This is a genomic window from Nisaea sp., assembly GCF_965216895.1.
Taxonomy (GTDB): Bacteria; Pseudomonadota; Alphaproteobacteria; order Thalassobaculales; family Thalassobaculaceae; genus Nisaea.
Genome location: NZ_OZ244205.1, coordinates 1,584,736 through 1,597,959, shown reverse-complemented (window position 1 = coordinate 1,597,959; position 13,224 = coordinate 1,584,736). Strand labels below are relative to the sequence as shown.

The window sequence follows — 13,224 nt, the reverse complement described above, 5'->3', positions numbered from 1 at the left end:
CCGCTCAGTCCGACAGCTTCTCGAGATAGACCTGATAGAGCATTGCGGGAAAGAACCTCAATTTCTTGCTGTACAGGTTCGTGAAGGCGTCGATGGCCGGCTTCGGCGTGCGTAGAACATCCGGTTCCGAAGCCGACCGATCGGTCCACAGATAGTCGTCAAAGATCATGATCCCGCGGGGTCTGCACAGCCTAAAGCCGAGAACGGCGTCGCACAGCACATCCGGCGCCTGATGGGATCCGTCGACATAGACCAGATCGAAGTATCCGGCGTAACCCTCGGCGAGGAGGCGTGCGAGGATCCGATCGGATCTGCCCTTGTGCTTGGTGAGCTTCACCTCGTGGGTGGCCTTTTCGATCACGATTGCGGTGTTCGTGTCGAAGCGCCGTTCGACAGCCGGCATGTCCTGCTCTCTCGTTTCGATGCTGCCTTCCCAGGTATCGATGCAGTGAATTTCTATCGGCTTCTGGTTGCCGAGTTTTTCGATGACGAAACAGGCGCTCGCGCCTTCATATGATCCGATCTCGAGAATCCTGGAGGGTTGCGCCTGGGGGATCAGCGCTTCCCAGCGCGGTTTGGACATTTCAAACCAATTGGTCGTAAATTCAGGTGCCACCTGTTTGAGCATGTCGTTTCCCGATTTTCATCCCGTGGACCGGAAGTGAGCGCGTGGGCAAGACTCACATCGGTCGAATGACCGAATGACGTTTTCTACTTGCTGGAAAACCGGATGTTCCCACAACTACTTTTTCGCGCGGCGCCGTTCCCGGACTAGGCGTGATTCGGACGGGCGGATCGATCCCTCGCGGGTGTATTCCGGCGGCGGAGCGATACGCATGTCGGGCGCTTGGTCGCGAGTCTTGCCGCAGTGCAGCGCTTCGGGTAGGTTCCTGCGCTTCTCTCCCGCCGAGCCATATGGTGCCCGATGACCGATCGCATCCTCATTCTCGATTTCGGCAGTCAGGTGACCCAGCTGATCGCGCGCCGCGTGCGTGAAGCCGGTGTCTATTGCGAAATCATGCCCTTCAATACGCCGGTCGAGAAGATCCGGGAGTTCGGAGCGAAAGCCTATATCCTCTCGGGAGGCCCGGCCTCCGTGATCGGCGAAGCGACGCCGCGGGCACCGGAACTGGTGTTCGAGAGCGGGCTGCCGATCCTCGGCATCTGCTACGGCCAGCAGACCCTTTGCCACCAGCTTGGCGGCCGGGTCGAAACCTCCGATCACCGCGAGTTCGGCCGCGCCTATGTAAACGTGACCGACAATTGCATCCTCTTCGACGGGGTCTGGGAACTCGGCGCCAGCGAGCAGGTCTGGATGAGTCATGGCGACCGGGTGATCGAGCTGCCGGACGGTTTCCGGGTCGTCGCCTCCAGCGACGGCGCGCCTTTCGCCGTGATCGCCGATGACGAGCGCCGCTATTACGCGACCATGTTCCACCCCGAAGTGGTGCACACGCCGCACGGTGCCGCGTTGCTCTCCAACTTCGTGCACAAGGTCGCGGGCTGCGCCGGCGACTGGACCATGGCCTCCTTCAAGGAGCAGGCCATCGCCCAGATCCGCGCCCAGGTTGGCGACGGCAAGGTGATCTGCGGCCTCTCCGGCGGTGTCGACAGTTCCGTCGCGGCAGTCCTGATCCACGAGGCGATCGGTGACCAGCTGACCTGCGTCTTCGTCGATCACGGCCTGCTGCGCCAGGGCGAGGCGGAAGAGGTCGTCCGGCTCTTCGGCGACCATTACAACATTCCGCTGATCCACAAGGATGCGAGCGACCTCTTCCTCGGCGAACTCGCGGGCCAGACCGACCCCGAGGTGAAGCGCAAGACCATCGGCAGGCTCTTCATCGACGTCTTCCAGGAAGAGGCGAACAAGATCGAGGGCGCCGGGTTCCTCGCCCAGGGCACGCTCTATCCCGACGTGATCGAAAGCGTCTCCTTCACCGGCGGCCCGAGCGTCACGATCAAGAGTCACCACAATGTTGGCGGCCTGCCGGAGCGCATGAACCTGAAGCTTGTCGAACCGCTGCGCGAACTCTTCAAGGACGAGGTTCGCGAGCTCGGCCGCGAGCTCGGCCTGCCGGAGAGTCTTGTCGGCCGACATCCGTTCCCGGGGCCGGGCCTCGCCATCCGCGTTCCGGGCAGCGACATAACCCGCGAAAAGCTCGACATCCTGCGCAAGGCAGACGCGATCTACCTCGAAGAGATCCGCAATGCCGGTCTCTACGATGCCATCTGGCAGGCCTTCGCGGTGCTGCTGCCGGTGCGCACGGTCGGCGTGATGGGGGATCACCGGACCTACGATTATGCCTGCGCGCTGCGCGCCGTCACCTCGACCGACGGCATGACGGCGGACTATTTTCACTTCGATCACGAGTTCCTGAGCCGGGTTTCCACCCGGATCATCAACGAGTGCAAGGGCATCAACCGGGTGACCTACGACATCACTTCGAAGCCGCCGGGAACCATCGAGTGGGAGTAATCCCGGCGGTCGGCTCCGTGCTGGCCCTGGGTCCTCATCGTCGCGTCCGTCAGCGGCATCCACACTAGGTGGCGCCGGGATAAAGGCTGCAACATCGCTTTGCTCCGGCCCGCCGATCCCCTAACGTCCTGCCCTCAAATCCAATGTGGCCGCGCGGCCGGATTCCGTATTGTGCGAGGGAAGAAATGAAAGATTCGAAGGTGGTCCTGATCACCGGCGCGGCCCGGGGGATCGGCTTGGCGGCGGCGAAGAAGTTTTTGGACGAGGGCTGGCGCGTGGCGCTGCTCGACCGGGATACGGACACGCTGCAACGGGCGATCGAGGATCTCGGTCAGCGAAACGGCGCCATGCCGGTCTTCGCCGACGTCTCGGATCCGGAGCAGGTGCGGCGCGCGGTCGAGGAATCCGAAGCCGCCTTCGGGCGTCTCGACGCGCTGGTGAACAATGCGGGTGTGGCAAGTTTCAAGCCCGTGCTGGAAACCAGCTTCGAGGAGTGGTCCGAGATCATGGCGACCAACCTCAACGGCCCGTTTCTCTGCACCAACTCAGCGGTGCCGGTGATGCTGAAGACCGGCGGCGGCGCGGTGGTCAACATCGCCTCGATTTCCGGCCTCCGCGCGAGCCTGCTCCGCGTTGCCTACGGCACCAGCAAGGCGGCCGTACTTCATCTCACCAAGCAGCAGGCAGCAGAACTCGGCACTCTCGGGATCCGGGTCAATGCGGTCGCGCCGGGCCCCGTGGACACCGCCATGGCGAAGAAGGTCCACACGCCGGATATCCGCGCCGACTATCATGACGCGATCCCACTGAATCGCTATGGGCTGGAAGAGGAACTTGCCGAAGCGATCTTCTTTCTTTGCAGCGACCGTGCGAGCTACATCAACGGCCAGTATCTCGCGGTCGATGGCGGTTTCGACGCGACGGGTATCGGACTGCCGAGTTTCCGGGCCGAGTGACAGGTCCGGGCCTGCGACATTTCGCGTCGTGCGCCCCGGCCTTGCTCTCGGGCACGCTCGCACGCGGTTTCAAGGAAATCGACCTGGATCGACGTCCGAGAGCGGCGTTGCGGAGTTCAGGATTATCTTTGTGAGTCTCCGATGTGACGCGCTCGACCTCGCGACGGACTGGAGGATGGGATATCGAGCGCACGGCCGAAGGTTTTGAGCCGGGGCGCACGTATCAGCGCTCTTGAAGTGGCGCATTCCTTCGCATTCTCGAGAATCATGTTCCCTCGCGAATGGCGCGAGTTTCTTGCAAGGCAATTGAATACCAGTGTATGGTCTGGCCGAATTTTTCACAGCTTCCCGAAGTGACATCAGCCTGAAAGGGCAGGAGACTGTCCGCGGTTCTTTTCCGGAAAGCTCTTTCTGTATTCTCGCGGCCGCATGGGACCGGCTCGGGACTGGCGGGCCGGGGCGATAGCCCCGGTTCGCCAAATCTAAGCAGAATTCAGTTAGAGGAAGCTCGCCAGGGTTTCCGCGCACTCCTTCAGCGTTGTCGCTTTTTGCGTGCAGACGCTGTTTTCTTCGAATCTTGCTTCCGGACCGACGATCCCGAGAGCGGCTTTTGCAATCCTGTCCGTTCCGAGCACCGGAACCGCGACGGATGTCACGCCAGGCTCGTATTCTCCTGTGACTCGCGCGTAGCCGCGCGAGCGTGTTTCGCAAAGGTCGGTGCGGAGTGCGGCAGGGTCGGTCTTGGTCGCGGGCGTAAAGGACGGCAGCGGAGCAGCGAGTAACTCATCGATGATCGCTTCTTCGCTGAAGGCGAGCAGGGCGCGGCCAATTGCGGTCGCGGTCAGTGGAAGACGGGAGCCGATTCCGAAACCGGATGTGATCAAAGCCGGATCGCCGGGTGAGTACGCGACGTAAATCGCGTCCGATCCGTCCCGGACCGCGAGCGAAATCGCGTCGCCGAGTTGTCTGGAATAGGCAGCCATGACCGGCTGCACGGTGCGGCCGAACTGCCGGCCCTTCAGATATCCGCTGGCGAGCCGGAGCACGCGCGGGGTCGGTGCATAGGCGCGGTGCGCTTCCGTCAGGTAGCCAAGGCGCACGAGGGTCAGAATCAGCCGCCGCGTGACCGAGCGGTTGATGCCGGTCAGGCGGGCAAGATCGGGAATGGTGAGAGGAGTGGCCGCGCTCTCGAAGGCTTCCAGCACTTCCATGCCTTTCGCAAAGGTCAGCGAGATATCCTTGTCGGCGATCTCCGTGGAGAGCGGAGCGGCTTTCTCTGGCTCTGAAACAGACATGGTGCTCCCATGGGCTTGACCGCGCCATGCGGCTGCGGTCTATTTTGTCATTGATCAATTATAGACCGATTGTTCGATTATCGGTCAAAAAGAACAGTGGGCTCGGCGTCCTGCCGGGGATCTGCAAGGAGAGAGCTGACGTGGGAGAGAAGATCTCCGTAACCTTTGTAAAGCCGGACGGCACGCAGGAAACCGTCGAGGCCGAAACCGGCGAGTCCGTCATGCAGGCTGCGGTCTTCAACGATGTCGAGGGTATCGAGGCCGAATGTGGCGGAAGCTGTGTCTGTGCCACCTGCCACGTCTATCTGGACGAGGCAGGCATGAAGCTCGCACCGCCCCGGGAGGAGGATGAATGTGCGATGCTGGAGGACGCGGCCGCCGAGCAACGCGAGACCAGCCGGCTCTCCTGCCAGATCAAGCTGACCCCGGAAATGGACGGTCTTACCGTCACCATTCCCGACACCCAGTACTAGCGGTCTTTCATCCGCGTCTTCGACGAAGGAGACCTCAGCCATGATGAGCCAGGAAAAGAACGACGAGATCACGCTTGTCGGTGCCGACCGGCCGGCGGGACAGGTGTTGCGCCGCTACTGGATGCCGGCCGCGCTCGCCGAGGAACTGGAGGAGGGGCCGCGTCCCGTGGTGCCGGTCCGCCTCATGGGTGAGGATCTGGTACTGTTCCGGCGCGAGGACGGGACGCTTGGCCTGATGAGCCGGTTCTGCCCGCATCGCGGCGTCGATCTGTGCTACGGGCGCCTGGAGGATGGTGGCATCCGCTGCCCGTTCCATGGCTGGCATTTCGACCAGACCGGGCAATGTACCGAGCAACCGGCCGAGCCCGACGGCTCGAAGATGCACGAGCGGATCAGGATCTCGAGCTATCCGGTGGTGGAGAAGAACGGCGTCATCTGGACCTATATGGGTCCGGGCGAGCCGCCGGCCTTCCCCGCGCTCGACTGTTTTCGCGCGCCCGACAGCCATGTCTTCGCCTTCAAGGGACTCTGGGAATGCAACTGGCTGCAGGCGCTGGAAATCGGCATCGACCCGGCGCATGCCTCCTTTCTGCACCGCTTCCTCAAGGACGAGGATCCGGCGGACGGCTACGGCAAGCAGTTCCGCGACAAGGCGGCGCAGAGCGACATGCCGATGACGAAGGTGCTGCGCGAGTTCGCCAATCCGGAGCTGAAGGTGGAGGAGATGGATTACGGGCTGCGCATCATCGCGCTCCGCGACCTCGATAACGGCCAGCGCCATGTCCGCGTCACCAACCAGGTTTTCCCCTGCGCCATCACCATCCCGATGTCGAACGAGATGACCATCACCCAGTGGCATGTGCCGATCGACGACACCCATTGCTACTGGTACTCGCTCTTCACCAGTTTCGGCGCGCCGGTCGACAAGAAGAAGATGCGTGAGCAGCGGATCAAAGAGCACCGGCTGCCGGATTACGCGCCGCTTCGCAACAAGTCGAACCAGTATGGCTACGATCCGGAAGAGCAAAAGACGCTGACCTATACGGGCATGGGGCTCGACATCAACGTGCACGACCAGTGGGCGGTCGAGTCCATGGGCGCGATCCAGGACCGGCGGCGCGAACACCTGGCCTCCTCCGATGCCGCCATCGTGCGCTATCGCCGTCTGCTCCGCTCGGCGATCAAGAGCGTGAAGGACGGGGAGGGCGCGCTGCCGCTGGTGCTCGACGAGGCAGCCGCCGAGGAGGTGAAGGGGCCGATCTCGATCGACGCCATCGGGCCGAGGGAGGAGTGGGAGACGGTTTGGACCGAGAGGGATGCCGGCCGCCGCGCCGCCTGCAGCTGGGACGCGGCGCTCTCGTGAGTGTCCCCGTTGAGAGGCAGGCCGCCGTCGACGCGGTCCTGAAGCGGGTCGCGGAAGAGGGGCTGGAAGTGGTCCGCATCTCCTTCGCCGACCAGCACGGCATCCTGCGCGGCAAGACGGTGATGGCGGACGCGCTGGAGAGCGCCTTTCGAACCGGCATCGCCATGACTTCGACCCTGCTGCTGAAAGATACCTCGCACCGGACGGTCTTCCCTGTCTGGCAGGAGGATGCCGGTTTCGGGGTCGGCCGACTGACAGGTGCCGGCGACGTGCTGATGCGGCCGGATCCCGCGACCTTCCGGGTGCTGCCCTGGTCGCCGCATTCAGGCTGGATGCAGGCGGATCTCGCCGACGCCGATGGCGTGCCGTTCGAGGTCTGCTCTCGCGGTATCCTAAGGCGCGCGGTCGAGAAGCTGAATGCGCGGGGCTACGATCTCGTCACCGGGCTGGAGGTCGAGTTTCACGTGCTGCGGGTGACCGACCCGAAGCTCGGGCATGAGGATACCGGCCAGCCGGAGTCGCCGCCCGAAACGGAGTTGCTTTCCCATGGCTACCAGTACCTGACCGATGACCGCTACGACCGGCTGGAGGAGGTGTTCGATCTCGTACGCCGCAGCGCCGTCGCGCTTGGCCTGCCGGTGCGCTCCTTCGAGACCGAGTTCGGGCCGAGCCAGTGCGAGGTCACGTTCAACCCGGCCTCGGCGCTGGAGCATGCGGACAACATGATGCTCTTCCGCTCCATGGTGAAGCAGGTCTGCCGCCGTGCTGGGCTGCACGCGACTTTCATGTGCCGGCCGAAATTCAAGGACGCGATGGCGAGCGGCTGGCACCTGCACCAGTCGCTGGTCGATCTGGAGACAGGCCGCAACCTGATGGTGCCGGAGGAGGGCGAGGCGCTCTCGAAGCTCGGGCGGAACTGGGTCGCCGGCCTGCTCGAGCACGCGGCCGAGGGATGCCTGCTCTCGACCCCGACGGTGAACGGCTACAAGCGCTACCGCCCCTTCACGCTTGCGCCCGACCGGGTTCAATGGGGACGGGACAACAAGGGCGCGATGATCCGGGCGCTCGCCCGGCCCGGCGACGGCGCCAGCCGGGTCGAGAACCGGATCGGCGAACCGGCGGCGAACCCGTATCTCTATATCGCCTCGCAGATCCTCGCCGGCCTCGACGGCATCGAGCAGAACCTCGAGGCACCGGCGCCGGTGGAGCGACCCTACGAGAGCGATGCCGCGCGCCTGCCGACCAGTCTCGACCAGGCGCTGGCCCTGTTCCGGAAGAGCGCCTTTTTCCGTGCGGCCCTCGGCGGTGCCTATGTCGACTATTACGCCCGCATCAAGCAGGCCGAGTGGGATCGCTATGCCCAGGCGGTTTCGGATTGGGAAGAGCGGGAGTACTTCTCGCTCTTCTAGAGCCGCTTGCTGCAGGCGTTGCGGCCTCAACCCGATCGCATTGTGAATTCGAGCCCGTGCAGGCTACCGACATACAGGCCGGGCTTGGTCATCCGAAAGGGAATCACCGCCGGGCCGATCATGATGTCGGCCCGGTCGCGTCCGAGGCGCACGACTTTGCCCTTTTCGGTCTTGTCGGTATCCGTGCAGGTCACCGTCACGATGTCATCGAGACGCATGTTGCGTCCTCCGTTCCGTTGCCGGAACAGCATGACACATCCGGTATGACGGTTTGATGGAGTTTCCGCCGGTCGGCGAATGGACCCCTCAGTCGAGGTCCATTTCCAGGATAGTCATATGAAAATCATAGGAAACGTCGCCCTCTTCATCGTCCTTGAAGATGACACCGATGAATTCCCCGTCGAGCGAGACTTCTGCCGAATCGTCCTTGTTCGGACGGCCGTCGATGGTGATGCCGTGATTGCCGAAGGTGCGGCGCAGGTAGCGCTGGACTTTTTCGATTTCGCTTTTGTTCACGGGTGACCCCTTTGTTCGTTGAGCCGTCGGGAATAGCCGAAGCGGCGGCCCGGTTCAAGGCGTTCGGGCAAAAGCGCTTGCCGGTCTTTTCCGGGCGCGCCTATCTTCCGCTGCATGACCCAGCGCGATTCTATCATCATTGACTGCGATCCGGGAATTGACGATGCGATGGCCTTGCTGCTCGCATTCGCCAGCCCGGAAGACATCGATCTGAAGGCGATCACCACCGTGGCCGGCAACGTGCCGCTGCACCGGACCTCGGCCAATGCCCGCCGGATCCGGGACCTCGCCGGCTGCCATGAGGTCCCGATCCATGCAGGCTGCCCACGCCCGCTGCTGAAGCCGCTCGTGACGGCGGACGACGTGCACGGCAAGACCGGTCTCGATGGTAGCGACCTTCCCGAGCCGGCCTCCACGCTGGCGGACGGCCACGGTGCCGACGTGCTGCGGCGGGAGATCGGCGCAGCGCCGGGCGGGGTCAAGCTTCTGCCGGTCGGACCCCTGACAAATGTCGCACACGCTCTCGTCGCCCGGCCCGAACTGGCACAGGAAGTCTCCTCGATCGTGCTGATGGGGGGAAGTACCGGACCGGGGAACATCACGCCCCATGCCGAGTTCAATTTCCATGTCGACCCGCACGCGGCCCGGATCGTGTTCGAAAGCGGCGCGCCGATCGTCATGCATGGGCTGAATGTCACCCGTCAGGTGAGGGCGAAGGCGGACTGGATCGCCGCGCTCCGGGCGCTCGGCACGCGGGTCGGCGACACCGCGGCGGGCATGCTGAGTTTCTACGATTCCGACAACGATCCCGCCCTGCACGACGTGCTGACGGTGGGCTACCTGCTCTGGCCGGAGCTCTTCTCCGGCGAGCGGCGCCGGGTGGAGATCGTCACCGAGGGCAAGGAGGCCGGGCGCAGCATCGTGCACCCGGCCGGCGACGGCGAACCGAACGCGACGGTCATGACGGAGATCGACGCGCCCGAATTCCTCTCCCGTCTGCTCGACCGCCTTGCGCGGTATTCCTGAGGCGCCATGGCCCCGCAAAGCGATAAGGCGAACAAGACGGCGAAGGGCAGGCCGGCACTCGCGCAGGATCCCCATGCGGTCAAGGAAGCCGTGGAGAACGACCTGGAGCTGGCGATCGGCCGGGAGGTCCGGGAGTACCGCAAGGCCCTGGGCATCACCGTGGCGGATCTCGCAAGCGCGACAGGGCTTTCCGTCGGCATGCTCTCCAAGATCGAGAACGGTGCGATCTCGCCATCGCTCACCACCCTGCAATCCGTTGCCCGCGCCCTGGGTGTCCCGATCACCGACCTCTTCAGACGTTTCGAAGAGCCGCGCAATGCGGTGTTCGTGAAGGCGGGTGAAGGCGTGCAGGTCGAACGGCGGGGAACCCGCGCGGGGCACCAGTACAATTTGCTCGGCTATCTCGAGGGCAATACCAGCGGAGTTCTGGTCGAGCCCTACCTGATCACGTTGACCGAGGACTCGGATGTCTTTCCGACCTTTCAGCATCCGGGCACCGAACTGATCTACATGCTGGAGGGCGAGTTGCTCTACCGGCACGGGGACGCGACCTACCGGATGCTGCCCGGCGACAGCCTGTTCTTCGATGCCGACGCGCCGCACGGGCCGGAGGAACTGATCCGCCGGCCCATCCGGTACCTCTCGATCATTTCCTACCCCCAGCGCTCCGGATCCGAGTGAATATAATATTCTTCTAAAGAAAATTTGTTTCTTCAGAATTGTGCTCTTCGGAGCCGCCTGCTAACGTTTGTCCGAAATCAAGAGACGGAGGTTGCCGGCCATGTGCGGCATCGTTGGATTGTTCCTTAAGGACAAGACGTTGGAGCCGAGGCTCGGCGCGCTGCTCTCGGACATGCTGGTCACCATGACCGATCGCGGTCCTGACAGCGCCGGGATCGCGATCTACGGGCCGTCCGAGAAAGGCGCGGGCAAGATCACCGTGCAGTCCGCCGACCCGAAAGCGGATTTCAAGGGGCTCGGCGCCGCGCTCTCAAAGACGATCGACGCGAAAGCCGCGGTGAGGGTCCGGGCGACCCACGCGGTTATTTCGGTCGCGGCAGCGAAGCTCAAGGCCGCGCGCGCGGCGCTGGCGGAACTGCGTCCGGGCATCACCGTGATGGGCAGCGGCGAGAGCGTCGAGATCTACAAGGAGGTTGGCCTGCCGAAGGATGTCGCGGCACGGTTTGGTATCGGAAAGATGAGCGGCACCCATGGCATCGGCCACACGCGGATGGCGACGGAATCCGCCGTCACCACCTTTGGCGCGCATCCGTTCTCGACCGGCCCGGACCAGTGCCTCGTGCATAACGGCTCGCTCTCCAATCACAACAACCTGCGCCGCGGGCTGATCCACGCCGGCCTGCGTTTCGATACCGAGAACGATACCGAAGTCGCGGCGGCCTATCTCAGCCACAAACTGGCCGAAGGAAAGAATCTCGGCGATGCCTTGGAAAGCGGCCTCGGAGATCTCGATGGCTTCTACACCTTCGTCGTCGGCACGAAGTCCGGCTTCGGTGTGCTGCGCGACCCGATTGCCTGCAAGCTGGCGGTGATGGCCGAGACCGACGAATATGTCGCCTTCGGGTCGGAATACCGCGCGCTGGTCGGCCTCCCGGGCATCGAGAACGCGCGGGTCTGGGAGCCGGAACCGGCTACCGTCTATTTCTGGGAGCATTGAGCCATGCCGAGCTTCGATCTGGCAAAGGTGCCGCTGCGCGAGCTGAACCAGGCGCTGCACAATGTGGCCGCCGGCACGAACGAAATGGATTTCGAGGTGCTGAACCCGCGCGGCGCGCACGCCGTCGCCGTCGGGATCGATGCGCCGGTGAGCGTCGATGTGCGCGGGAACTGCGGCTATTACTGCGCGGGCATGAATGCCGAGGCGACCGTCACCGTGCATGGCAGCGTCGGACCGGGCGTCGCCGAGAACATGATGTCCGGCACCGTCGTTGTGAAGGGCGATGCGAGCCAGTATGCGGGCGCGACGGGTCATGGCGGCCTGCTGGTGATCGAGGGCAATGCCTCCTCGCGCTGCGGCATCTCGATGAAGGGCATCGATATCGTCGTGAAAGGCAGTATCGGCCACATGTCCGCCTTCATGGCTCAGGCCGGCACGCTGGTCGTCCTCGGCGATGCGGGGGACGCTCTCGGCGACTCTCTCTACGAAGCGAAGCTGTTCGTCCGCGGCAATGTGAAGAGCCTTGGGGCCGACTGCGTGAAAAAGAAGATGAAGCCCAAGCATCTGGAGCTTCTGGCCGATCTTCTGGAACGCGCCGGGATCACCGACGTGAAGCCGGACGAATTCACCCGCTACGGCTCCGCCCGCCAGCTCTACAACTTCAACATCGACAATGTCGACGCCTATTGAGGACGGACAGATGAGCTACTCAAATCCCCCGACCGTCCCGCGCCAGTCCGCGACCTTCGACGATTACACGCTCTCGGAAATCCGCCGCGCGGCGGCGGCAGGAATCTACGATATCCGGGGCGCCGGGGCGAAGCGCAAGGTGCCGCATTTCGACGATCTGCTGTTTCTCGGCGCCTCGATCTCGCGCTATCCGCTCGAAGGCTATCGCGAGGCTTGCGGTACCAACGTCGTGCTCGGCAGCCGCTTCGCGAAGAAACCGATCGAGCTGAAGATCCCGATCACCGTCGCGGGCATGAGCTTCGGCTCGCTCTCCGGGCCGGCCAAGGAAGCGCTCGGGCGCGGGGCGACGCTCGCCGGAACCTCCACGACCACCGGTGACGGCGGCATGACGGAGGAGGAGCGGGGCCATTCCGAGATCCTCGTCTACCAGTATCTGCCGTCGCGCTACGGCATGAACCCGCGCGACCTGCGCCGCGCCGATGCGATCGAGGTCGTCGTCGGCCAGGGTGCGAAGCCGGGCGGCGGCGGCATGCTGCTCGGACAGAAGATCTCCGAACGCGTGGCCGAGATGCGCACCCTGCCGGAAGGCATCGACCAGAGGTCCGCCTGCCGCCACCCGGACTGGACCGGGCCCGACGATCTCGAGATCAAGATCCAGGAACTGCGCGAGATCACCGACTGGGAGAAGCCGATCTATGTGAAGGTCGGCGGGGCCAGGCCGTATTATGACACGGCGCTTGCGGTGAAGTCCGGCGCCGACGTTGTGGTGCTCGACGGCATGCAGGGCGGTACGGCGGCGACCCAGGAGGTCTTCATCGAACATGTCGGTTTGCCGACACTCGCCTGCATCCGGCCCGCCGTCGCCGCGCTGCAGGAGCTCGGCATGCACCGCAAGGTCCAGCTCGTCGTCTCCGGCGGGGTGCGCAACGGGGCGGACGTCGCCAAGGCGCTGGCGCTCGGTGCGGACGCCGTCTCGATCGGCACCGCGGCGCTGGTGGCGATCGGTGACAACGATCCGAAATGGGAGGCGGAATACCGCAAGCTCGGTACCACGGCCGGCGCCTATGACGACTGGCACGAGGGCCGCGATCCGGCGGGTATCTCGACCCAGGACCCGGAGCTGATGAAACGCGTCGACCCGGTCGCGGCCGGACGGCGGCTCGCCAACTATCTCAAGGTGATGACGCTGGAGGCGCAGACCATCGCGCGCGCCTGCGGCAAGAGCCACGTGCACAATCTCGAGCCGGAGGATCTCTGCGCGCTGACCATCGAGGCCTCGGCCATGGCCGGTGTGCCGCTTGCCGGTACGGACTGGATACCCGGAAAGACCGGGTTCTGAACG

The 13,224-nt window shown here is 64.1% G+C and carries 14 protein-coding genes; 10 read left to right on the top strand and 4 right to left on the bottom strand.

Features of this window, described 5'->3' with window-relative positions; genetic code table 11:
* Positions 1–4: 4 nt before the first annotated feature.
* Positions 5–628 (bottom strand): class I SAM-dependent methyltransferase, encoded by a 624-nt coding sequence (locus tag ACOOE1_RS07690; protein ID WP_420405754.1) that lies wholly within the window; start codon positions 626–628, stop codon positions 5–7.
* A gap of 297 nt (positions 629–925) precedes the next feature.
* Here ACOOE1_RS07690 and guaA point away from each other — a divergent pair, with 297 nt between their 5' ends.
* Positions 926–2,476, top strand: coding sequence for a glutamine-hydrolyzing GMP synthase (gene guaA / locus ACOOE1_RS07685; protein ID WP_420405753.1), 1,551 nt, complete (start codon positions 926–928; stop codon positions 2,474–2,476).
* Between the two features lie 185 nt (positions 2,477–2,661).
* Positions 2,662–3,432, top strand: a complete 771-nt coding sequence (locus ACOOE1_RS07680) for an SDR family NAD(P)-dependent oxidoreductase (protein WP_420405752.1) — start codon at positions 2,662–2,664, stop codon at positions 3,430–3,432.
* Positions 3,433–3,929: 497 nt separating this feature from the next.
* Here ACOOE1_RS07680 and ACOOE1_RS07675 read toward each other — a convergent pair whose 3' ends face one another.
* On the bottom strand, positions 3,930–4,727 hold the full coding sequence (locus ACOOE1_RS07675; protein WP_420405751.1) for an IclR family transcriptional regulator: 798 nt from the start codon (positions 4,725–4,727) through the stop codon (positions 3,930–3,932).
* 140 nt (positions 4,728–4,867) lie between these two features.
* Here ACOOE1_RS07675 and ACOOE1_RS07670 point away from each other — a divergent pair, with 140 nt between their 5' ends.
* From ACOOE1_RS07670 to ACOOE1_RS07660, 3 genes are read left to right on the top strand one after another with little or no spacing between them, the layout of a single operon-like run.
* Positions 4,868–5,200 (top strand): 2Fe-2S iron-sulfur cluster-binding protein, encoded by a 333-nt coding sequence (locus ACOOE1_RS07670; protein ID WP_420405750.1) that lies wholly within the window; start codon positions 4,868–4,870, stop codon positions 5,198–5,200.
* A 40-nt stretch (positions 5,201–5,240) separates the two neighbouring features.
* Positions 5,241–6,563, top strand: coding sequence for a Rieske 2Fe-2S domain-containing protein (locus ACOOE1_RS07665; RefSeq protein WP_420405749.1), 1,323 nt, complete (start codon positions 5,241–5,243; stop codon positions 6,561–6,563).
* On the top strand, positions 6,560–7,972 hold the full coding sequence (locus tag ACOOE1_RS07660; RefSeq protein WP_420405748.1) for a glutamine synthetase family protein: 1,413 nt from the start codon (positions 6,560–6,562) through the stop codon (positions 7,970–7,972). The genes ACOOE1_RS07665 and ACOOE1_RS07660 overlap by 4 nt, the downstream gene beginning before the upstream one ends.
* A 26-nt stretch (positions 7,973–7,998) precedes the next feature.
* On the opposite strand, the gene ACOOE1_RS07655 is transcribed toward ACOOE1_RS07660, so the two are convergent.
* Together ACOOE1_RS07655 and ACOOE1_RS07650 are read right to left on the bottom strand one after the other, a co-directional pair.
* The gene (locus ACOOE1_RS07655; RefSeq protein ID WP_420405747.1) at positions 7,999–8,190 is read right to left on the bottom strand and encodes a hypothetical protein; all 192 of its coding nucleotides are present in this window, start codon (positions 8,188–8,190) and stop codon (positions 7,999–8,001) included.
* A gap of 88 nt (positions 8,191–8,278) precedes the next feature.
* Entirely contained in the window at positions 8,279–8,488 is a 210-nt protein-coding gene (locus tag ACOOE1_RS07650) for a DUF3126 family protein (RefSeq protein WP_420405746.1), read from the bottom strand.
* Positions 8,489–8,602: 114 nt separating this feature from the next.
* Here ACOOE1_RS07650 and ACOOE1_RS07645 point away from each other — a divergent pair, with 114 nt between their 5' ends.
* From ACOOE1_RS07645 to ACOOE1_RS07625, 5 genes are all read left to right on the top strand, one after another.
* Complete coding sequence (locus ACOOE1_RS07645; RefSeq protein WP_420405745.1) at positions 8,603–9,514, top strand: nucleoside hydrolase; 912 nt, start codon at positions 8,603–8,605, stop codon at positions 9,512–9,514.
* A 6-nt stretch (positions 9,515–9,520) separates the two neighbouring features.
* Complete coding sequence (locus ACOOE1_RS07640; RefSeq protein ID WP_420405744.1) at positions 9,521–10,195, top strand: helix-turn-helix domain-containing protein; 675 nt, start codon at positions 9,521–9,523, stop codon at positions 10,193–10,195.
* Positions 10,196–10,295: 100 nt separating this feature from the next.
* A complete protein-coding gene (locus ACOOE1_RS07635; RefSeq protein ID WP_420405743.1) occupies positions 10,296–11,192 on the top strand; it encodes a class II glutamine amidotransferase in 897 nt (298 codons plus the stop codon).
* Positions 11,193–11,195: 3 nt separating this feature from the next.
* The gene (locus tag ACOOE1_RS07630; protein ID WP_420405742.1) at positions 11,196–11,882 is read left to right on the top strand and encodes a protein GlxC; all 687 of its coding nucleotides are present in this window, start codon (positions 11,196–11,198) and stop codon (positions 11,880–11,882) included.
* A 10-nt stretch (positions 11,883–11,892) separates the two neighbouring features.
* On the top strand, positions 11,893–13,221 hold the full coding sequence (locus ACOOE1_RS07625; protein ID WP_420405741.1) for an FMN-binding glutamate synthase family protein: 1,329 nt from the start codon (positions 11,893–11,895) through the stop codon (positions 13,219–13,221).
* The last annotated feature ends 3 nt before the right edge of the window (positions 13,222–13,224 follow it).

Coding starts and splice junctions, on each gene's coding strand:
- guaA (WP_420405753.1), top strand. CDS start 926: ATGACCGATCGCATCCTCATTCTCGATTTCGGCAGTCAGGTGACCCAG.
- ACOOE1_RS07680 (WP_420405752.1), top strand. CDS start 2,662: ATGAAAGATTCGAAGGTGGTCCTGATCACCGGCGCGGCCCGGGGGATC.
- ACOOE1_RS07625 (WP_420405741.1), top strand. CDS start 11,893: ATGAGCTACTCAAATCCCCCGACCGTCCCGCGCCAGTCCGCGACCTTC.
- ACOOE1_RS07630 (WP_420405742.1), top strand. CDS start 11,196: ATGCCGAGCTTCGATCTGGCAAAGGTGCCGCTGCGCGAGCTGAACCAG.
- ACOOE1_RS07655 (WP_420405747.1), bottom strand. CDS start 8,190: ATGCGTCTCGATGACATCGTGACGGTGACCTGCACGGATACCGACAAG.
- ACOOE1_RS07665 (WP_420405749.1), top strand. CDS start 5,241: ATGATGAGCCAGGAAAAGAACGACGAGATCACGCTTGTCGGTGCCGAC.
- ACOOE1_RS07640 (WP_420405744.1), top strand. CDS start 9,521: ATGGCCCCGCAAAGCGATAAGGCGAACAAGACGGCGAAGGGCAGGCCG.
- ACOOE1_RS07690 (WP_420405754.1), bottom strand. CDS start 628: ATGCTCAAACAGGTGGCACCTGAATTTACGACCAATTGGTTTGAAATG.
- ACOOE1_RS07635 (WP_420405743.1), top strand. CDS start 10,296: ATGTGCGGCATCGTTGGATTGTTCCTTAAGGACAAGACGTTGGAGCCG.
- ACOOE1_RS07675 (WP_420405751.1), bottom strand. CDS start 4,727: ATGTCTGTTTCAGAGCCAGAGAAAGCCGCTCCGCTCTCCACGGAGATC.
- ACOOE1_RS07645 (WP_420405745.1), top strand. CDS start 8,603: ATGACCCAGCGCGATTCTATCATCATTGACTGCGATCCGGGAATTGAC.